The 21,078-nt window shown below is 35.1% G+C and carries 14 protein-coding genes and 1 other RNA gene; 8 read left to right on the top strand and 7 right to left on the bottom strand.

Features of this window, described 5'->3' with window-relative positions:
- The first annotated feature begins 105 nt into the window (after window positions 1–105).
- The 8 genes from Q0X14_RS12000 to Q0X14_RS12035 all read left to right on the top strand — a co-directional run bounded on the left by Q0X14_RS12000 (window position 106) and on the right by Q0X14_RS12035 (window position 14,783).
- Window positions 106–1,365, top strand: a complete 1,260-nt coding sequence (locus tag Q0X14_RS12000) for an asparagine synthetase B (RefSeq protein ID WP_297838863.1) — start codon at window positions 106–108, stop codon at window positions 1,363–1,365.
- A gap of 112 nt (window positions 1,366–1,477) precedes the next feature.
- The gene (locus Q0X14_RS12005) at window positions 1,478–4,024 is read left to right on the top strand and encodes a YCF48-related protein (protein ID WP_297838866.1); all 2,547 of its coding nucleotides are present in this window, start codon (window positions 1,478–1,480) and stop codon (window positions 4,022–4,024) included.
- Between the two features lie 12 nt (window positions 4,025–4,036).
- Window positions 4,037–4,645: a hypothetical protein gene (locus Q0X14_RS12010; protein ID WP_297838868.1), complete on the top strand. Its 609-nt coding sequence runs from the start codon at window positions 4,037–4,039 to the stop codon at window positions 4,643–4,645.
- Between the two features lie 45 nt (window positions 4,646–4,690).
- The gene (locus tag Q0X14_RS12015; RefSeq protein ID WP_297838871.1) at window positions 4,691–7,165 is read left to right on the top strand and encodes a T9SS type A sorting domain-containing protein; all 2,475 of its coding nucleotides are present in this window, start codon (window positions 4,691–4,693) and stop codon (window positions 7,163–7,165) included.
- Between the two features lie 11 nt (window positions 7,166–7,176).
- Window positions 7,177–7,401 carry a hypothetical protein gene (locus Q0X14_RS12020; RefSeq protein WP_297838872.1) on the top strand — a complete coding sequence of 75 codons (225 nt, stop codon included), beginning with the start codon at window positions 7,177–7,179 and terminating at the stop codon, window positions 7,399–7,401.
- Window positions 7,402–7,445: 44 nt separating this feature from the next.
- Complete coding sequence (locus Q0X14_RS12025; protein WP_297838875.1) at window positions 7,446–10,007, top strand: YCF48-related protein; 2,562 nt, start codon at window positions 7,446–7,448, stop codon at window positions 10,005–10,007.
- A gap of 14 nt (window positions 10,008–10,021) precedes the next feature.
- Window positions 10,022–14,011: a TIGR03790 family protein gene (locus tag Q0X14_RS12030; protein ID WP_297838878.1), complete on the top strand. Its 3,990-nt coding sequence runs from the start codon at window positions 10,022–10,024 to the stop codon at window positions 14,009–14,011.
- Window positions 14,012–14,126: 115 nt separating this feature from the next.
- Window positions 14,127–14,783: a fumarylacetoacetate hydrolase family protein gene (locus Q0X14_RS12035; RefSeq protein ID WP_297838880.1), complete on the top strand. Its 657-nt coding sequence runs from the start codon at window positions 14,127–14,129 to the stop codon at window positions 14,781–14,783.
- 3 nt (window positions 14,784–14,786) lie between these two features.
- Here the strand turns inward: Q0X14_RS12035 and ruvA are convergent, their stop codons facing one another.
- From ruvA to Q0X14_RS12070, 7 genes are all read right to left on the bottom strand, one after another.
- Window positions 14,787–15,368 carry a Holliday junction branch migration protein RuvA gene (gene ruvA / locus Q0X14_RS12040; protein ID WP_297838883.1) on the bottom strand — a complete coding sequence of 194 codons (582 nt, stop codon included), beginning with the start codon at window positions 15,366–15,368 and terminating at the stop codon, window positions 14,787–14,789.
- A gap of 12 nt (window positions 15,369–15,380) precedes the next feature.
- Window positions 15,381–15,917 carry a crossover junction endodeoxyribonuclease RuvC gene (gene ruvC, locus Q0X14_RS12045; protein WP_297838885.1) on the bottom strand — a complete coding sequence of 179 codons (537 nt, stop codon included), beginning with the start codon at window positions 15,915–15,917 and terminating at the stop codon, window positions 15,381–15,383.
- 68 nt (window positions 15,918–15,985) lie between these two features.
- Entirely contained in the window at window positions 15,986–16,723 is a 738-nt protein-coding gene (locus Q0X14_RS12050; protein WP_297838888.1) for a YebC/PmpR family DNA-binding transcriptional regulator, read from the bottom strand.
- Between the two features lie 23 nt (window positions 16,724–16,746).
- A complete protein-coding gene (gene recJ, locus Q0X14_RS12055) occupies window positions 16,747–18,462 on the bottom strand; it encodes a single-stranded-DNA-specific exonuclease RecJ (protein WP_297838891.1) in 1,716 nt (571 codons plus the stop codon).
- 33 nt (window positions 18,463–18,495) lie between these two features.
- An RNA gene (gene rnpB, locus Q0X14_RS12060) (RNase P RNA component class A) lies at window positions 18,496–18,938 on the bottom strand.
- A gap of 146 nt (window positions 18,939–19,084) precedes the next feature.
- Window positions 19,085–19,816, bottom strand: coding sequence for a C4-type zinc ribbon domain-containing protein (locus Q0X14_RS12065; RefSeq protein WP_297838893.1), 732 nt, complete (start codon window positions 19,814–19,816; stop codon window positions 19,085–19,087).
- Window positions 19,817–19,829: 13 nt separating this feature from the next.
- Complete coding sequence (locus tag Q0X14_RS12070; RefSeq protein WP_297838896.1) at window positions 19,830–20,936, bottom strand: Nif3-like dinuclear metal center hexameric protein; 1,107 nt, start codon at window positions 20,934–20,936, stop codon at window positions 19,830–19,832.
- Window positions 20,937–21,078 lie beyond the last annotated feature (142 nt).

Consider the following 21,078-nt stretch of genomic DNA (forward strand, 5'->3'; position numbering starts at 1 on the left):
TTTAAGTGAATGAATCAAATTGTGTTTTAAATTTAATCTGTCAGTCCGAGCTAGTCGAAGACTGACAGTGTTAAATTGAAATGACAGCCAATTTCTTTAATATTTATGAAAATTACCCAGATAATCTCCGCTTTAATTTTAATTTCATCTTTTTCTTTTCCACAAGGAAAAATTTTTATTCCTATGGATTTACAACAAACCGATCATCTCAAAGCTTATGGAATAACTTATCACGCATTGGAAAAAGGTTATAAAGCCGATTGGTTACTGAATTACCGCGGCGGCTCGTTTCTTATAGATTACTCAAATGAAATCGCAACTGAATGCCTGGTTGAAGGAGTTTATTCGGAAAATATTTCAATGTCGGATGCAAGCGCAATCTATGCAGAAATTCAAAGTGAAGATAACAATATGGATGTTGTAAGATTAGAAAAAGCTCCAAAGATAGCTGTTTATGTTCCGCCAGGATTTCAACCCTGGGATGATGCAGTTACTCTTGTGCTCGAATATGCAAAAGTACCGTATGAAAAAATCTGGAATGATGAAATCCTGCGTGGTGATTTATCAAAGTATGACTGGTTGCATCTTCATCACGAAGATTTTACAGGACAGTATGGAAAGTTTTATGCTAGTTTCAGCAATGCTCAATGGTATATAGATCAGCAAATCGCTTATGAAAATAATGCAAAGAAGAACGGTTTTAAGAAAGTTTCTGAAATGATGAAAGAAGTCGCAAGAACAATTAAATCTTATGTCGGGCAGGGAGGATTTCTCTTTGCAATGTGCAGCGCAACTGATTCTTATGATATTGCTCTTGCAGCCGAGAATGTTGATATATGTGCTCAAATGTATGATGGTGATCCTGCAGACCCTCAGGCACAGTCAAAACTTGATTACAGCAAGACGCTTGCATTTACAAATTTCAAACTTGAAATGAATCCTTATGTTTATGAGTATAGTGATATTGACATCCAACCATTAGAAGTTGGTAATATGGAAAATGATTATTTCACTTTGTTTGAATTCTCAGCCAAATATGATCCTGTGCCGACGATGTTGACACAAAATCATGTGAATGTAATTCGTGGGTTTATGGGTCAGACAACAATGTTCAGAAAAAATCTTATTAAAAATTCTGTTACAATACTTGCTGAACGACAGGGAACTGACCAGGTTAAATACATTCACGGAAATTTCGGAAGAGGATTTTTTACTTTCTACGGTGGACACGATCCTGAAGATTATCAACACGCTGTTGGAGATCCGCCAACTGATTTAAATCTTTATAAAAACTCACCCGGTTACAGATTAATATTAAACAATATTTTATTCCCCGCAGCAACAAAGAAAAAACAGAAAACTTGAGTTAGTTTTTATTTACTAAGATTCAGGGCATAATAATTTTTAAATTAAATTCTTGCTAACTAAAATCCCATTTCATAATTTTATTTAAGCTAATCACCAAAGGAGAGCAGTAATGAAATCCAAATGCTTTTCCGCAGCACTGTTTTTGCATCTTCTGCTGAATTCATTTATCCTGTCACAAACTTTACCCGATACAATAGACAAACAACCCATCCAATACCGCCGCGGCATAGCATTGCAGGAAGGATACATAAGCTATGACGAATACTACTCAGGTAAAGATATGCTTGAAGAAAAACGAAGACAGTTTCCCTTACAAAGCACAGATGTTTGGACAGAACTTAATCCCAAAGTACCAAGAGTAGATTATCTGGGAATTCATTTCATAAACAAAGATACCGGCTGGGCAGCTGGTGATCTCGGTGCAATGATAAAGACAACCAATGGAGGCAGTAGTTGGACAGTAAGCCAAACCAACACAACAGCTCTAATACTAAAAGTTCGGAGTTATAATGGGGTGGTTGTTATTGCAAGCGGTTACAATGGAATGATACTCCGCTCAACAGATGGAGGGGAAACATTTACACAGGTTAGCAGCGGAGTAACAGGTGACTTATGGGGATTGCAAATGCTGAATGATACTTTGGGTTTTGCCTGCGGATTAAACCAGACTTTACTAAAAACAACAGATGCAGGATTAACCTGGCAGCCTGTTAGTGCAGGATTAAATGCACATTACTGGGCAATAGATTTTCTTAATGAACAATATGGAATGATAGCCTGTGGAGGAGGAAAAATATTAAAGACAACAGATGGAGGAAACACCTGGACAGAACACCAGGCAGGTGATGCAAATGATTTATATGCGATAGATATAATTGATTCTCTGCATATAGTAGCAGCAGGACTTAACGGAAAGAATGTTTACAGCAGTAACGGAGGAATAAACTGGGTACAAAACAACCGCCTGCAGCACGATGAACTTAACAGCATAAAATTTATAAATGCTGATACAGGTTATACGATAGGTACTTACGGAGGAGATAGCTGGGGAATAAGAAAAACCACAAATAGAGGTGTAACCTGGTTTAGTCCTCCATCAGCAAATTTAAGTGAATGGGAACTTGAACTGCTGCCCGGTGGAATTGGTTACTCGGTTGGAAGCACCTTATGGATAAACAAAACCACAGGAGGATATGACAACTGGGAAGGGTTATTCCTTAATGCACAATTTGTTGATGTTTTCTTTACAGATGAACTTACGGGTTATGCAGCAGATGGAAGATGGACTGGCGGACCATTATACAAAACCACAGACGGAGGAATAACCTGGTTTGGCTTGCCAAATTTCCCTTCCAATGCGTTTACCGGGTCGTTAAGATGTGTGATATTTACAGACAGCTTAACAGGCTTTGGAGGTGGTATGCCCGCAAGAATAGTAAAGACAACAGATGCAGGTAATAGCTGGTATGTTGTAAACAGAACAGGGTTAACAGATACAATAGGATTGATAAACAGGTTTTTCTTCATTAACCCAACAACCGGCTGGGCAGTAACAACAAGAGGCGGAATACTAAAAACCACGGATGCTGGTGAAAACTGGTTTGCTCAGTTGAATGCTGGCGCGAATGTTATCTTTCAGAGCATTCACTTTGTTGATTCGCTTTATGGATGGACGGCTGGTGGAAGACCGTATAAAACCACTGATGGTGGAGATAGTTGGGTTCAGCAAACAAATACGACTATTTGGAATTCAGATGATGTTTATTTCCAAGATATAAATACCGGCTGGTTTGGAAAATATTCTTCCATAAATAATTCACTTTTTAAAACAACTGATAGTGGAATAAACTGGGATCCAATCCTTGAAGTTACAGGAGCTAGAAAATTTTATTTCTTCCCCGACCCGATTCATTGGTTCATCATTGGTTTTTCACGCTATTATATAACAAATAATTTTGGTAATAGCTGGTTAGAGTTCACCGAAGAAGTACCAACAGGATTAGTTAGCTTCTCTGCACCAAATGATAAATTGGGATACTTTGTTGGCAATTTAGGCTTAATCTTAAGATATGATGACACAACTTATGTCCCTGTAGAGCTGACTTCTTTTGCTGCAAATGTTAATGGTAATAATATAATATTAAACTGGTCAACTGCATCAGAACTAAATAATAAAGGGTTTGAAATTGAAAGAAGTACGAATAAAACTGAATGGGAAATAATAGATTTTATTGAAGGAAATGGGACAACTACAGAAATTAGTAATTATACTTTTACTGATAATTTATATGAAAATAATTCTCAAAAATTATTTTACAGATTAAAGCAAATAGATTTTGATGGAACTTTTGAATATTCAAATATATTAGAAGTTGAAGTTGGAACTCCTTCGGAATTTTTTCTTTCTCAGAATTACCCCAACCCTTTTAATCCCGAAACAAAAATAGACTATAGAATATCAGAAGAAACGTTTGTTAACATTTCGTTATACGATGTAACTGGAAGAAAGATAAAAGAATTATTTAACGAAAAAAAACAGCCTGGATATTATACCATAAAATTGAAAGGAGGTGAATTAAGCTCTGGTATATACTTCTATAGGCTGACAACAACCAGCGGATACACCGCTGTTAAAAAACTAACAATCATAAAATAATCGGAGGTTACTATGAAACAATTTTTTACAATTCTGTTTCTTTTATCTCTCTACAATCATATTGTAGAAGCTCAGCAAACTCCCACTTTTGCTGATCCGCCTGGACCAGAACATGTTCTTGTAGTTTATAAAGAACCAACTGGTCTGACAGATACTTTAGGATTTGTGTCAGATTCTGTTAAAGAGTATTATAAAGATGCACGGCAAATACCAGAATCAAATATTTTAGGTTTAACAAACCTGATAGACGATGATATTTACGACCCCGTATCAAACATAACTCACAGGATCATATTAGACCAGCAAGGCGAAATAATAAGAGATAGTATTAATCAGAATTCCTTAACACCAAGCATCCACGCCTGGCTATACTTTAATGAAAGGATTGCTAAACCAATTGCAAATTACCTCAAAACCACAGTTGTTAATGGTGATACTCTCAAAAATAAAATAAGATTTATTGTACTTTGCAAAGGAGTGCCTTTCCGAATTGACGCACGGAAAGAAGATGCCGACAGCAGAGGAACGAATGTTATATGTGCCAATTTACTAACTCATCTCGGTGAAACAATGGAAAATGAAGATGCACTTTTAGTAGAAAGAATAGAACAAAATACTTAGTTTTATGTAACTGTAAGAATAACTAAAACAGCAATTGAGGAAGAGATGAAAAAATTATTAAAAATATGTATAATGATAATTAGTTTGCTTTTAATAAATGAATGCCCATTTGTTATTGCGCAAGTGCAGGATACAACTCAAAAAACGCTTCACTACAAGAGAAACGATAATACATTTCTTGAAAACTACCACACAAATGATAAAGAAAAATATTTCCCGTTAAGAAGCACAGGCGTTTGGACAGAACTAAACCCCAAAGTGCCAAGAGTTGATTACATAGGTGTTGATTTTATAAATCCTGACACTGGCTGGGCAGTTGGATTATGGGGAGCAGTAATAAAAACCACAAATGCCGGACAAAGCTGGAAAACAATTCCAACACCAACAGGTGAAATACTTCTTAAAGTACACAGCTACAACGGACAGGTCGTAATAGTCGTAGGGCATAACGGAACAATACTACGCTCATCTGATGGAGGAGAAAGTTTTAGTTTATTAACAGGCATAACCACACAGGAGTTGTGGGGAGTCAAGATGCTGAACGATACACTTGGCTGGATATGCGGAAGAAATAATACTCTGTTAAAAACAACAGATGCGGGCTTAAGCTGGCAGGCGGTTGTTACAGGATATAATTATCACTACTGGCAGTTTGATTTCTTAACAAAAGACTATTTTATGATTGCCTGTAGTCAGGGAAGAGTATTAAAGACAACAAACGGAGGACAAAGTTTTACAGAGTACCAGGCAGGCAGCACACAGGATTTATACACAATAGATATAATAGACAGCTTACACATAGCAGCAGCGGGAAATTATGGAAAGAATGTTTACAGCAGTGATGGTGGAGCAACCTGGACAGAAAACCAATACACAGCATTATCAATAAACTGGATACAATACATTAACAGGGATACAGGATATATTACACTAGGAACAGTACATTTGCACAAAACCACAGACAGAGGACAAAGCTGGTTTAATCCCGGATTTGGTGCTGCAGGAGAATGGCAGTTTGAGTTGCTTAATGAAGACCTGGGTTATGGAGTTGGAGCTGGCTTAACTGTAACAAAAACAGAAGATGGATTTAACAAAGGTTATAATTTATTTCTTAATAAAAACTGGAGCGATGTATTTTTTATAAATGAGATGAAAGGCTTTTTTGCAAGCGCATCACTTGGCGAAAAACTATATAAGACAGAAGATGGAGGCATTACTTATGAAATAATAGAAAACAGCCCGGAGTGGAATTATGATATTTTATTTCTGGATAGTCTAACAGGATTTTCAGGTAGCAGTACAATATATAAAACAACAGATGGTGGAGAAAACTGGTATGCAACAAATGGCGCAGGGCAGGCAACTAAAATCTTTTTCATTAATCCTTTAATTGGCTGGGCAGTAGGAGGAAGTAATATTTATAAAACAACAGATGGCGGCGATAATTGGGTTGTGCAGTTTACTCATATCAATGACAGCTTTACAAGCATATTTTTTGTTGATAGTTTCAATGGATGGGCAACCTCACGATATGTTCATCAAACTACTGATGGGGGAGAGAACTGGATTCAAAGAACAGATATACCATTTACCTTTTCAACAGATGTTTATTTCCAAAACTTAGATACTGGCTGGGTAGCCCGTCGGTCATCACTTAATACTTCACTTTTTAAAACTACAAATGGTGGATTAAACTGGACAGGGATTCCCGCAATCTTAGGTGCATCAAGCATTTATCTTTTTCCTGATGAATCTCATTGGATGGTAGCTGGTTCCGTTGTGTCAAATATTATTTTGTATAAAACATATATAACATACAATGCAGGAAATAATTGGATTGATTTAAGTAATGATGTACCCACTGGGTTTAGTGGTTTTTCTGCTATTACCGACATTATTGGGTATGCTGGAGGTAGCATTGGCTTAATTTTAAGATACGATGACACAACATATATACCTGTGAAATTAATATCCTTTGAAGGAAGAACTCAAAACAACAAAATAATTTTAACCTGGCAAACAGCATCGGAACTTAACAATAAAGGTTTTGAAATTGAAAAATCATTTGATAAAGAAAACTGGTTTACTTTGGGTTTTGTCGAAGGTGGTGGTACAACTACAAACTTAAATTATTACTCATTTACTGATAATGAAATTCCGTCTGAAATTCAATACTACAGATTGAAGCAATTAGATTTTAACGGCAGTTTCGAGTATTCAAAAGTTATAGAGGTTAATTCTGATTTAACTATTACATCCTACCAATTATTTCAAAACTATCCTAATCCCTTTAATTCATTAACAATAATTGATTATCAAGTTCCCGTAAAAAGCCAGATTAACATTTCAATATATGATATAAAAGGTGAAAAGATTTTAGAATTGGTAAATGAGGAAAAAGAGAAAGGAATATATACAACGACATTAGAAAATGTTAAGCTCCCGTCGGGGATATATTTTGTAAGAATGATAACAAGCACTGGATACAGTGCAGTAATCAAAATAACACAAATAAAATAAGGAGCACTGATATGAAACATTTCATTGTTTTCTGTTTCTTCATTCTTCTTTGCAATAGTCTTGCAAAAGCACAGACCTATGCTAACATACCCGGACCCGAAAACGTCTTGGTAGTTTATAAGCAACCAACCGGACCTATGGATACTTTAGGCTGGGTTTTCGATTCAGTTATGCAATACTACACCACCGCCCGCAACATACCTGCGGTAAATGTGGTGAGGCTTATGAAATTTTAATTTAAGTTTAAAAGTATTAAGAACAACGATTTGGAGATAAGGAAATGTTAAACACAGTAAAATCCCATTATACGGGAAAGAGCATAATAATAATTTATTTATTGTTGAATTGCTTGTCACTATGTGATTTTATTATTGCCCGGCAAGAGGATACAGCCAAATCCAAACCCATCCAATACCGCCGCGGCATAGCATTGCAGGAAGGATACATAAGCTATGATGAATACTACTCAGATAAAGATATGCTTGAAGAAAAAAGAAGATTATTCCCAATAGAAAGCACAGGAGTATGGACAGAACTTCATCCCCGGATACCAAGAGTAACTTATTTTGGTGTTCACTTTGTCAATACTGATATTGGCTGGGCAGTCGGGAATTTGGGTGCTGTTATCAAAACAACTAATGGAGGAGATGACTGGACAATCTCAGAAACAAATACAACAACACTTCTTCTTAAAGTGCATTCTTTTGATGGACAAATAGTAATAGCAGCAGGTTATAATGGAATGATACTTCGCTCAAGTGATGGAGGAGAAACATTTGAACAAATACCAAGCGGAACAACAAATGACCTATGGGGATTGCAAATGCTGAATGATACTTTGGGTTTTGCCTGCGGATTAAACCAGACTTTACTAAAAACAACAGATGCAGGATTAAGCTGGCAGTCTGTTAGTGCAGGATTAAATGCACATTACTGGGCAATAGATTTTCTTAATGAACAATATGGAATGATTGCCTGTGGAGGAGGAAAAATATTAAAGACAACTGATGGAGGAAACACCTGGACTGAACACCAGGCAGGTGATGCAAGCGCATTATATGCGATAGATATAATTGATTCTCTGCATATAGCAGCAGCAGGATTTAACGGAAAGAATGTTTACAGCAGTAACGGCGGAATAAACTGGGTACAAAACAACCGCCTGCAGCACGATGAACTTAACAGCATAAAATTTATAAATGCTGATACAGGTTATACGATAGGTACTTACGGAGGAGATAGCTGGGGAATAAGAAAAACTACTAATAGAGGTGTAACCTGGTTTAGTCCTCCATCACCAAATTTAAGTGAATGGGAACTTGAACTGCTGCCCGGTGGAATTGGTTACTCGGTTGGAAGCACCTTATGGATAAACAAAACCACAGGAGGATATGACAACTGGGAAGGGTTATTCCTTAATGCACAATTTGTTGATGTTTTCTTTACAGATGAACTTACGGGTTATGCAGCAGATGGAAGATGGACTGGCGGACCATTATACAAAACCACAGACGGAGGAATAACCTGGTTTGGCTTGCCAAATTTCCCTTCCAATGCGTTTACCGGGTCGTTAAGATGTGTGATATTTACAGACAGCTTAACAGGCTTTGGAGGTGGTATGCCCGCAAGAATAGTAAAGACAACAGATGCAGGTAATAGCTGGTATGTTGTAAACAGAACAGGGTTAACAGATACAATAGGATTGATAAACAGGTTTTTCTTTATTAACCCAACAACCGGCTGGGCAGTAACCACAAGAGGAGGAATACTTAAAACAACTGATTCTGGAGAAAACTGGTTTGCTCAGTTGAATGCAGGTATTAGTGTTATTTTTTCTAGTATTTATTTTGTTGATTCGTTATATGGTTGGACAGCTAATTCAAATGCAAGGCCTTATAAAACTACTGACGGAGGAAATAATTGGGTTCATCAAAGTAATATAAATATTGGTTTTAGTCGGGATATCTATTTTCGAAATTTTTTAAATGGGTTTATTGTTGAAAGCAATATATTATATAAGTCTATAGATGGAGGTATTACATGGAATATAATCCTTGGTATAACAGGTTTTAGCATAGCAGCAAGATTTAGTCATTATGATGATATTATCTTTATTACAGGATTCAAAACTTATCGCTCTTTAAATGCTGGTGAAGACTGGAAAGACTTCAATGAATTAAATGGGGTAAGAATAAATGGGATTAGTTTACTCGGAGCAGGGCTAGGTTATGCAGTTGGTGATTTAGGGTTAGTTATAAAATATTTTGATGAAGATGTGCCGGTAGAACTAATTAGTTTTAATTCTGAGCTTGAGGGAAATATAGTTACTTTGAAATGGATTACTGCTACAGAAACCAACAATCAAGGATTTTTTATTCAAAGAAAAAAAGAGGATGAATTTGATTGGACAAATTTAGCTTTTATCAATGGTGTGGGGACCTCTACATCAATAAAGCATTACTACTATAATGATAATTTATCTTATTTCGGTAAATATAAATACCGTTTAAAACAAATTGACTTCAATGGTCAGTATGAATATAGTGATGAGATAGAAGTTGATTACATAAACAAGCTTAATTTTTATCTTTCGCAAAACTACCCTAATCCTTTCAATCCTACCACAAACATAGATTTTAACTTACCGGAAAAGACATTTGTAAAGATAATATTATATGATATTACTGGAAGAGAAATAAAAAAAATTAAAGAACAGGAAATGGAAGCAGGATACTATTCCGTTATGTTAACTTCTGAAGGCATTAGTTCAGGGGTATATTTCTATAAGATGATAACCGGCAGTGGTTTCACTGTCGTTAATAAACTAACTATAATAAAATAATACAAGGAGGATGTATGAAACATATTATTCTTTCTTATTTCTTCTTTCTTCTCTGCTATCATAACATAGCAGATGGACAAACCAATGCAAACATTCCAGGTCCTGAGAATGTTTTGGTGGTTTACAATAGAAATGTTGCATTGTCGGATTCTATTATGCATTATTATGTTAATGCAAGGGGAATACCTTATCCAACGAATGTTGTTGAATTAGACCTCCCCCGCAAGCCAATAAGCGTAGGCGACTGGTCAGACCCGCATATTGTAAAGCTTGGCTTTGATGACCAAAATATAGTGGATTCAACCTGGGCAAAATGGGATTCTACTCATTGTGTTGACACGGCAAAATTCCACGCCTGGCAGTATTTTATTGAAGAGGTTGCAAACCCCATCAGAACCCATTTGGTAAACAATAACCTCACAGAAACTATACGTTATATTGTAATGTGCCAAGGGGTTCCTTACAAAATTCAAGCTGTAGGTGATTGGAGTGTGCCGGGTAATATCAGTATAGATGGACTATTAGCAATGCTTAACACACCAAATTATGATGATTTTGTAGAAGCAATATTTAACGCTTATACCACGCAATGCTACGCCTCGTGCGATCCATCAGCTCCTGATTGTTACTCTATACCATTTATATCAAATCCATATTTTAATCAAGACCCCGACTATCAAATGAACGCAAGATTTTTACCCGATCATTATACAGGTACATGGAATGGTTGGAACTATAAATTATCATATCTTGTCAGCAGACTCGATGGGCTAAGCTATGAAATTATTACAGATATTATTGATAAGTCTGTTAATGCAGACAAATCCGGAGAAAAAACATGGATTTTAGATGGAGGAGGACCAGGTAGCGGAGATATTACTGAGGCTTATAACAAGTTAAACTATTTAGGATTTTCTACTAAATATAATAATAACATAACTGAATGGATAACAACAAGCTTGGATAGCGTTATCGGTTACACTTCTGCAGGCGTTCATCAAGGGATGCCAATCACTTATATTCAGGACACTCTGGATTTTAACTATGCTAATGGTGCTATATTCAATACTTATGAATCCTATAACGGATGGAGCATTGGAACTATAAGACCGAGAGTACAAGGATTAATGACAGAATTTTTATTAATGGGCGGAACAGGCGGTGCTGGTCATGTTTGGGAACCTTTTACCACGGGTGTAATAAAGGATAACATTTATTTTCCATATTATGCAATTGGATATAATCAGATAGATGCCGCCTATCAGGGGATGTCTATGTTAGCATGGAGAAATGTTATTGTTGGAGATCCATTAACAAGGATTTATAACTATGAAACTATAACCGTTACTTCTGATACAACTATTACTGGTGGAGATTTTGTCGGCAGAATAATCGTTCCGGAAGGAAAAACTCTTACAATTGCAGGCGGTTTGGCTTTTAACTTAAAACGAAATAGTAATATCATTGTCAATGGTAGTTTGATAATAGAAAGCAATAACACATTGATTCTTTCCGGCTATTCAAAAATCAACTTGACAGCAAACGGTTTTTTGTATGTTGGAGACAATGCTGCATTAGTATTAAATGGGAATTCCTTAGTGAATTCCAAAGGTGAAATAGCAGTTGGTTTTAATTCAAGTTTAAGCTTTTTTAATAATTCAAAATTTATAAGTGAAGGTGTATTAAATATTTTAGCGGGTACTGAAATTATCAAAAAATATAATTCAGAATTAAGATTTTCTGGTATATTTGTTTCAATCGGTACTGCAAACAATCGTATAATTTTTAATGGATCTGATTCTATTGCTGACATTATTTTTGATAAGATTGATTCTCTTAAAATAACTAATTGTAGTTTTATCAATTCTGTTTTAAATATACATTCAAGCAGAAATAGAATACATTTTTTGGAAATCACAGATAATAATTTTCACTATACTATAGATGTTATTAGACCCTTAATTTTTTTAGATATCGATAAAGATTTAAATGATGTTGATGCACTAATTTCAAATAATAATTTTAATAATTTTTCAAATGTTGGCATAAATGCTGTCGGAGTGAGAAACCTGACAATAGATAGTTGTAATTTTGTATCGGATGCGATAAATGGTATTGCTGTAAAAATCAATGAAATAAAAAATTTAAATATCAGGAACTCATACTTTAATACTTTAAAAGGAATCTATATTATTAAGAATTCAGATGAAGCTTTAACTGTCAATCGAGATCAAAATATTACAATAAAAAACTGTAATTTTTTATGTCCAATAACTGAATTACCGGTTTATTCTGTATCATTTGCAACGGCTAATAATGATTTATCGATTTCTTCCCTTAAAATAGAAAATTGTTCATTCACGGGTTATAATGAATGCGTTTACCTTCTGAATCTTAATAATCTTAATCCGCTAATCCGCAATAATTCATTTTTTGACTTTAAATCATTTGGTATAAATGCTGCTAATGGGAATGGAATCAGAATAATCAATAACCAGTTCAACTCTTCTTCACAAATTTCATCTCTGCAAAAAACAGGAATTTTCTTATCACAGATTTCATATCCTCATATTATATCAAATAATCTATCACTTCAGCAGCAGAATATTCCCGGCGCCGGAATCTCTCTTATTTCTTGCAATGGAGAAATAAGAGGAAATAGTATTTCTGGGTTTAAATATGGAATTGAGCTTGGGAGTTCTTCACCAAATATTGGTGCAAATGTATTAACTTCAAATACAGAAAATGGAATTTATGTGGGAGCTTATTCGAACCCTAATCTTTCATATACTATAATCAATGATGATGTTTATCCTGTTTCCGGTTATAATACAATCAGAGAAAACGGACTTTGTAATTTTTTCCCAAGTTACAGTGAAATATATTTATCCAATTCAAATATTCAGCTTAAAGGCGGCTGCAATACAATCGCTGATGACAGAGAGGACCCTGCTTTGCATTGCAATTATCTTTACCTGATTGATGGTGATCATATTGAAGAAACAATCTATGCAGCAGAAAATTATTGGGGTGAAATAAACAACCATAATCCGGAAGGAAGATTTGGGGAAAATATTACCGTTGAATACGAAGGATATCTTAACGAACCCTGCAATTATTCTTCAGGTTCAGAAATTCTTTTGCTTACAGATCAAAATGGTGAAGTGTTTGATACTGTTTATTCAAGTATGAATAACATTTCTCAATTGTCGGACATAGAAACTAGATATGCAATGGCAAATAGTTATTTCTATGCAAAGTCATTTACGCAGGCAAAGAATAAATATGAAAACATTATTGAACTATACGGAACACTTAGAAACAGTCTTAAAGCATATTTACGTTTGTATGAAATTGCAACAATAACAAACTCAGCCCCAGATGAATTTAATCAGCTTCATCAGTTTTATCTACTGAAATCATCTATTCAAACAGATAGTATAATGATAGGTGTGTTAAAACATTTATCAAGTTTATGTTTTGTGTGGTCAAAGAATTATGAAGAAGCATTGGCAAGGTTTGAAAGCGATATTCAAAATGCGTCAAATAATGATATTGCTCTATACAGAATGATTGACATACTAACAACATCATTGTTAATTGAACCCGATACTTTGGTTGGTAAAAGAGCAGCGGGATATTTAACCACTTCTACAAACTCTTCTTATTCAGAAATAATATCAGAATTGTTAAGTACAAGAGGAAAATCGATAGAAAATGAAAGAATCAAAATTATCCCGAAGGAATTCAGTTTGTATCAGAACTACCCTAACCCATTCAACCCAAGCACAACAATAAGTTTCGATTTACCCAAATCAACTCAGGTAACATTAACTATTTACGACATACTTGGCAGAAATATCAAAACTATTGTTGATGAACCAAAAGAAGCGGGAAGCTATTCTATAAATGTTTATTTAGGTGATCTGTCAAGTGGAGTTTACTTCTATCATCTTAAAACGGAAGACTTTAATGCTACCAGGAAGATGGTGTTGCTGAGATAATTCCTAAATATTTGATTAGAGGTTGCTGTAATAATATTTTTAATTGTTCTAATAATTTAGATTATGAAATTAACCGAAGTGGATAATCTATTAACAGCAACCTCTAAAAAAATATATGAAGACTGCTAAAATCAAAAACTCAAATCGTCAAATACCAATAAGAAAAATTGTTTGTGTCGGTCGAAATTATGTCGAACATATTCACGAACTTGGAAATGAAATTCCTGAAAAACCGGTTGTATTTCTTAAGCCAGCAAGTGCAGTGATTTATTCGGGTGAAACGATTCTCTATCCGGCATTTTCAAACGATATGCATCACGAAGTTGAACTGGTTCTTCTTATTGGCAAAACAATAAAAAATGCAGATCATCAAACTTCTGAGGATGCAATTCTTGCTTATGGTGTAGGACTGGATATGACTTTACGCGATGTTCAATCCGAACTTAAGAAAAAAGGTCATCCCTGGACTATTGCAAAATGCTTTGATACTTCTGCAGTTATTTCTGATTTCATTTTTAAATCAGAATATCAACTTTCACTTAATGAAGAAATTTATCTTAAAGTTAATGGTGAATACAAACAGAAAGATCCACTTGCTAAAATGATGTTTAAACCTGCAGAACTTGTTGAATATGTTTCTTCACTTATGACTCTTGAAGAAGGCGATTTGATTTTTACCGGAACACCAAAAGGAGTTGGTAAAGTGAATAAAGGCGATAAACTTGAAGCAGGAATTGAAGGGCTTGTAACTTTGAGTTGTAGTGTTTCCTGATTTTTATTTGTTTAGTTCCGAAAGAGATTTTCTGATTAAATCTTCAAGTGAAAGTTTAGGATTTTCATTAAGTAATTCTCTTACAATTTTTTCTGCTACCTTCTGGTTATATCCTAAAGTTGATAAGGCAAGCACGGCTTCCTGCTTAATAGTATAATCAAAACCTTTTGTAACTGCAGTTTCGATAAATCCAACTTTACTTTTAAGTTCCAACACAACTCTTTCAGCAGTTTTTCTTCCGACGCCGGGCACAGAAACTAATCTGGAAACATTCTCTGTCTGAATTGCATTCTGAAGTTCATCGACAGAAATTCCGGATAAAATACTTAGTGCTACTTTAGGTCCAATTCCACTGATTGAAATAAGAAGCTCGAACATTTCTTTTTCAACTTCGGTGTAAAATCCATAAAGAGATAGAGCATCTTCGCGGACATGAGTGTGAATGAAAAGTGAAATTTCATTTTGGTCAGAAATTTTTTCGAAGGTGCTGATTGAAATGTTTACAAGATAACCTACACCATTTACATCCAGAATTATCTGAGTTGGTTTTGCAGAAATTATTTTTCCTCTTAGATATCCTATCACGATTAAATTCCTTTAGCTGATTACTCTTTCGGGAAAAGCTTCTATAAAAGTTTTCCAATCATTCTTAACAGACTTTGTACGCTTAAGGCGAAATGCATGACAAATAGCTATTGCTAATGCATCACTTTCATCAGACTTCATCTTTGCTTCGGATAAGCCAAGAATATTTTTAATCATATAATTCACTTGTTGTTTTGAAGCTGCGCCTTTTCCTACAACTGATTTTTTCACTTCTCTTGGCGAATACTCGCTTACACTAATCCCGTTATGAACAGCTGCAAGAATTGATACTCCTCTTGCATAACCTATTTTCATCGCTGACTGAACATTCTTTCCATAGAATGCTGTTTCGATTGCAAACTCATCCGGCTTATAAAGTTTTAATAATTTATACAGCTCATCATAAATAATTTCAAGTCTTTTGTGAATTGATTTTGAGGATGGTAATCTGATAATTCCGCTGTCAATTCTTTTCAATGAACCGCCGGAGAATTTTATTATCCCGTAACCTGTAATATTTGTTCCGGGATCGATTCCAATGATTGTCATAATTTTATAAATAAAAATCTGGTGAAATTTAAACTGTTAAGTAAAAATCCCACCAGAAAAATTAAAATTTATTTTATTGATGCTTCATCAATATCAGCATTTGAATAAACATTCTGCACATCATCACAATCTTCAAGAGCTTCTATTAGTTTCATTACTTTTTCAGCATCTTCACCTTTTACTTCAATTGTGTTTTTTGCAATCCACTGAAGAGATGCATTATCAACCTTAAGATTATTTTCCTGCAGAGCTTTTCTTACAGGTTCAAAATTTTCGATAGATGTTGTGATTTCGTAAAATTCTTCTTCAGTCTGCAGATCATCTGCGCCGGCATCGAGAACAATTGCAAGAATATCATCTTCAGATTTATCCTGTTTCGGAATAGTAATAACACCTTTTCTTTCAAACATCCATGCAACAGAGCCGGTTTCACCGAGTGAGCCGCCGTGCTTACTGAATATGTGTCGAACTTCGGCAACGGTTCTGTTCTTATTATCTGTTGCCACTTCAACGAGCATCGCAACTCCAGCGGGACCATAGCCTTCATAAGTTAACTCGTGATATGTAACTCCTTCAAGCTCACCGGTAGCTTTCTTTATTGCACGTTCAATATTTTCAGCAGGCATGTTTTCTGATTTAGCATTATCAATTGCAAGCCGAAGTCTTGGATTACCTGCCGGATCACCACCACCTTGTCTTGCAGCAATTGTAATTTCTTTAATAAGCTTCGTAAAAATTTTTCCTTTTTTAGCATCGAGTGCGGCTTTTTTTCTTTTAATTGTAGCCCATTTTGAATGACCTGACATCGAATTATCTCCTGTTTAATTTCTTATTCGTGTAATCTGATATCTCTTAATTTTAATTGTGGATAAACCTTTTCGTCTTTAATAACCTTATCCAGAATATAGACAATATCGAACTTTGAACGCTGATTTTTCAAAAGCAAATCTAAATATTCGCCAAGGTTAAAACCAATGCTATCAAATACTTTAAGAGCCGAATTCTGTTTGAATGATGCAACAAGATGATTGTTGCCAACTAGCTTTGGCCATCCGGAAAGCTCAACTCCTTCACTTAAAAATACTGGTCGCATATTTTCCGGACCAAATGGAGAAAACTGATCTAAAACACGCATAAATTTTGGAGTAATCTCAGAAAATTTAATTGTTGAGTCAATCAGAATTTCCGGATATAAATCTTCTTCGGTTATTGTGGATTTAACAATCTCATTAAATCTGGCTTTAAATTCTTCAAGCTTATCAATTTCAACTGCAAGTCCTGCTGCTGCCTGATGACCTCCAAAGTGAAGAAGAATATCTTCACATTTCTGTAGTGCTTCATAAATATTAAAATTACTTATGCTTCGTGCAGAACCTTTTGCTACTCCGTCAATAGTCGTAAGCATAATTGTTGGACGATAATACTTTTCAACTAATCTCGAAGCAACAATACCTATTACTCCCGGATGCCATTCTTCCTGGTGAAGAATAATTGCAAGTTCATTTTTGAGGTCAATGCAATTTTCAACAAGTTGATTAGCATCATCAAAAGTATCAACATCAATTTTTCTTCTTTCATAATTTTCGCTTTCAAGAACTTTTGCAAGTTCGTGTGCTTCATCAGGATTGTTTGTAATAAGCAGTTGAACGGCTCGTCGTGCATCACCTAATCTTCCCACAGCATTTATTCTTGGTGCAATTGTAAAGACAACCTGGCCTGAAGTTAAAGTTCCTGGTTGAAGTCCGGCACTTTTAATCAGAGCTTCAATACCTGCACGAGGACTTTGATTTATTTTGTCAAGACCAGTTTTAACAAGAATCCTGTTTTCATCAGTAAGAGGGACAATATCTGCTGCACCGGCAAGTGCAACTAAATCGAGATATTCCAATGGTAATTCACGCTTGCCAATTTTTTCTGAAACACCTTGCGCTAATTTGAATGCTACTCCCGCTCCTGAAAGATATTTAAATGGATAATTACATTCGGGAATCAGAGGGTCAAGTACAGCAAGCGCTTTTGGAATTTCATCTTTTGGTTGATGATGATCGCAAATAATCACATCAAGCTCAAGAGATTTGGCATAATCGGTTTCTTCAACAGCAGTAATTCCGCAATCTACTGTAATTACAAGTGATGCATCTTTGGATTTAATGAAATCAATTCCTTCTTTGGAAAGTCCGTATCCTTCTTCAAGTCTTTTGGGAATATAAAAATCAACATTAGCATCAAGCTCTTTCAGAAAGAGATATAACAACGAAGTTGCACAGGTTCCATCAACATCATAATCACCGTAAATGAATATTAACTGATTTTCAGTAATTGCCTGAATTACACGGCGGGTTGCGACATCCATTCCTCTCATTAAAAACGGATCGTGCAGGTATTCTAAAGAAGGACGGAAAAACTTTTTTGCCTGATAGAATGTTTTGATATTACGCTGAACAAGAAGTTTTGCAAGAACTTCAGAAATGTTCAGTGATTCAGAAAGAGTTTTGATTGTAAATGAGTCTTCAACTTCTCTAATTTTCCAACGCTTGTTGATCATAAAATAGTTATTTAAGATTTTGAAAGAACAAATCTGATAGCTGCAAACCTGTAAGCCGAATTCTGTATCCCATCAAACCGTCAAATGACGAGAGGGATGGCAATTATTTATCTTGACCAGACATTACTGTCAGGTTCCAGCGGTCTACCCAAAGATCGCGATCACAAAGTGATCATTTGAGCGAACAACTCTATTTCTCCGAAGAGAAACGACCTTTATACTTGACCTTGCTTCGGGTGTGGTTTGCCGTGTTCCGCAAATGCGGAATCCCTTATCGGGACCTCCAACATTACTGTTGGAGCGGTGAGCTCTTACCTCGCCTTTTCACCCTTACCCCGACAGAAGTCGAGGCGGTATTTTTTCTGTGGCACTATCAGTTATCCCTTTTGGGATACCCGGATGTTATCCGGCACCCTGTTCTATGAAGTTCGGACTTTCCTCCCCGAACTAATCGGGGCAATTGCCCGGTTTGTCTATCAGATTATTCTTTAAAATGACCAATCGCTTTACGATCAGTCTGCCAATTACTTTTTAATTAAATGAATTTATTTCTGTGTCTGAAATAATTCTAATGAGAATATAAATATTTGTCTGACTTAAATCAGCAGACAGTTTCAGACACTTAAACAGATTTTTCTACTTCTTCAGCAATTTCCTGCGAAACCAGGATTCTACCACAATATTCACAGGTAAATATCTTATCATTTCTTCGTATCTCAAGCTGTCGCTGAGACGGAATTATATTGTGACATCCTGAACAAGCAGATCTTTTAATTGTTACTACGGCTTTTCCTTTTTTCGCTTTTCTTATTCTTGTATAAACGGAAAGGTCAGGTTTTTTTACCAATGCTTCAACTTTCTTCCGTTCTTCAAGTAGTTTATTCTCTTCTTTTTCGTTTGCTTTAATAATTTCTTTTAGGTCAGCTTCTTTTTCTTTCAATTCTTTTTCCAGTTCTTCGACCTTTGGAATTATTTCTTCTATTTCAGCGCTCAAAGTTTTACTCTTATCAGCAAGAGCGTCATTTTCAGCTTCGAGTCTTTTTATTGTTTCCTCGGTATGATCAATTTCTTTTGTAAGAGCATCGTATTCTTTATTGTTTCTTACCTGATAAAGCTGAGCTTTAAATTTCTTCTGGCTTTCTTTCAGCTTTTCAATTTCTTCTTCGTTAAGTTGTCTTCTTTCTAGTGACTCTTCCTTCTCCTTTTCTTTCTTTTTTATTTCTTCACGAAGTTCATTTATCTGAGCTTTAAGTGTGTTTACTGTATTGGGAAGATCACCGCGAAGCTCTTCGAGTTCATCAAGTTGATCATCAATAAGTTGTAGTTGATACAGAATTTTTAATCGCGTTTGCAATTTTTATTTCTCCTTAGTTATTAAAAAAACTTATCGGGTTTGTAGTGCCCTTATACTTATAAATTTCTATTCCGGAACTTTTAATAAATTGTTCCAGTCTTCTTTCGATTTCATCCAGAATAAAAATTTCTGTTTCGTAATGTCCGGCATCAATTAGCAGTAATTTTTTTTCAGCATCCTGAAATGTGTGATATTTTATATCTGCAGTGATAAATGCATCTGCATTATTATGAATTGCAGTCGCTAACAAATCACTTCCTGAACCACCGCAAACAGCTACTGCTTTAATTTTTTTATTCTTGCCGTTTGTATATCTGAAATTTTTTATTCCAAGTTTTTTGGATACATAGTTAAGAAAATCTTTTGTTGATAATTCCTCAGTAAGTTCGCCAAATGCACCCATTCCATAATTAACATTTTCATTCTTTAATGGATAAACATCATAAGCCACTTCTTCGTAAGGATGAGCATTTTTCATCGCAGTAATAACATTCGGTAAATCAAAATTATTTACTAGAATTTCTAACCTTACTTCATCAACAAACTCAAGTTTACCCTTTTCACCAATTGATGGATTTGATTTATCAGAGCCACGAAAAGTTCCTTTGCCAATTAGTCTGAAGCTGCAATTTGTATATTCTCCAATAATTCCACCACCACTATTATGAATGGCTTCAGCAACTTTTTCAGTAAATCCAACGGGTACAAATACCACAAGTTTCGAAAGATTTTCGGAAATATTTTTTAGAAATCTTATGGAATTTAATCCAAGTTTTTTTGCTAATTGAAAACTTACACCGTCTTTTGTAAAGTCCAGATTAGTATGTGATGAATAAACCGCGATGTCATTTTTAATTAGTTTGTTTATAATATCGGAAGTTTTTTCACCTGCGGTAATTTTTTTGATTGGATAGAAAATCAGGGGATGATGACTTATAATCAGATTACACTTCTTTTTGATAGCATCTTCAACGACATCTTCGTTTACATCAAGACACAAAAGAATATTTTTTATTTTTTGCTGAGATGAGCCAACCTGCAGACCAACATTATCTCTCTCCCAGGCGATACCTTTTGGTGCCCAGGTCTCTATGTATTTTGTAATATTTTCAATCGTCATAAAGCAAAAAAAATGCACCCTTTTATGGGGTGCATTTCGGTTAAAATTTTCTACTTGAGTTTTGAAGATTTTTCAGTGATATCGAAAGTAGCTTCAATTCTTTTGGATTTAGTCTTCTCATAATTTGGTTTATAAATATAAT

It is taken from the genome of Ignavibacterium sp. (assembly GCF_025998815.1).
Classification (GTDB): Bacteria; Bacteroidota; Ignavibacteria; order Ignavibacteriales; family Ignavibacteriaceae; genus Ignavibacterium.

Coding starts and splice junctions, on each gene's coding strand:
- Q0X14_RS12020 (WP_297838872.1), top strand. CDS start 7,177: ATGAAACATTTCATTGTTTTCTGTTTCTTCATTCTTCTTTGCAATAGT.
- Q0X14_RS12025 (WP_297838875.1), top strand. CDS start 7,446: ATGTTAAACACAGTAAAATCCCATTATACGGGAAAGAGCATAATAATA.
- ruvC (WP_297838885.1), bottom strand. CDS start 15,917: ATGACAATCATTGGAATCGATCCCGGAACAAATATTACAGGTTACGGG.
- recJ (WP_297838891.1), bottom strand. CDS start 18,462: ATGATCAACAAGCGTTGGAAAATTAGAGAAGTTGAAGACTCATTTACA.
- Q0X14_RS12070 (WP_297838896.1), bottom strand. CDS start 20,936: ATGACGATTGAAAATATTACAAAATACATAGAGACCTGGGCACCAAAA.
- Q0X14_RS12050 (WP_297838888.1), bottom strand. CDS start 16,723: ATGTCAGGTCATTCAAAATGGGCTACAATTAAAAGAAAAAAAGCCGCA.
- Q0X14_RS12030 (WP_297838878.1), top strand. CDS start 10,022: ATGAAACATATTATTCTTTCTTATTTCTTCTTTCTTCTCTGCTATCAT.
- Q0X14_RS12005 (WP_297838866.1), top strand. CDS start 1,478: ATGAAATCCAAATGCTTTTCCGCAGCACTGTTTTTGCATCTTCTGCTG.
- Q0X14_RS12010 (WP_297838868.1), top strand. CDS start 4,037: ATGAAACAATTTTTTACAATTCTGTTTCTTTTATCTCTCTACAATCAT.
- Q0X14_RS12015 (WP_297838871.1), top strand. CDS start 4,691: ATGAAAAAATTATTAAAAATATGTATAATGATAATTAGTTTGCTTTTA.
- Q0X14_RS12035 (WP_297838880.1), top strand. CDS start 14,127: ATGAAGACTGCTAAAATCAAAAACTCAAATCGTCAAATACCAATAAGA.
- Q0X14_RS12000 (WP_297838863.1), top strand. CDS start 106: ATGAAAATTACCCAGATAATCTCCGCTTTAATTTTAATTTCATCTTTT.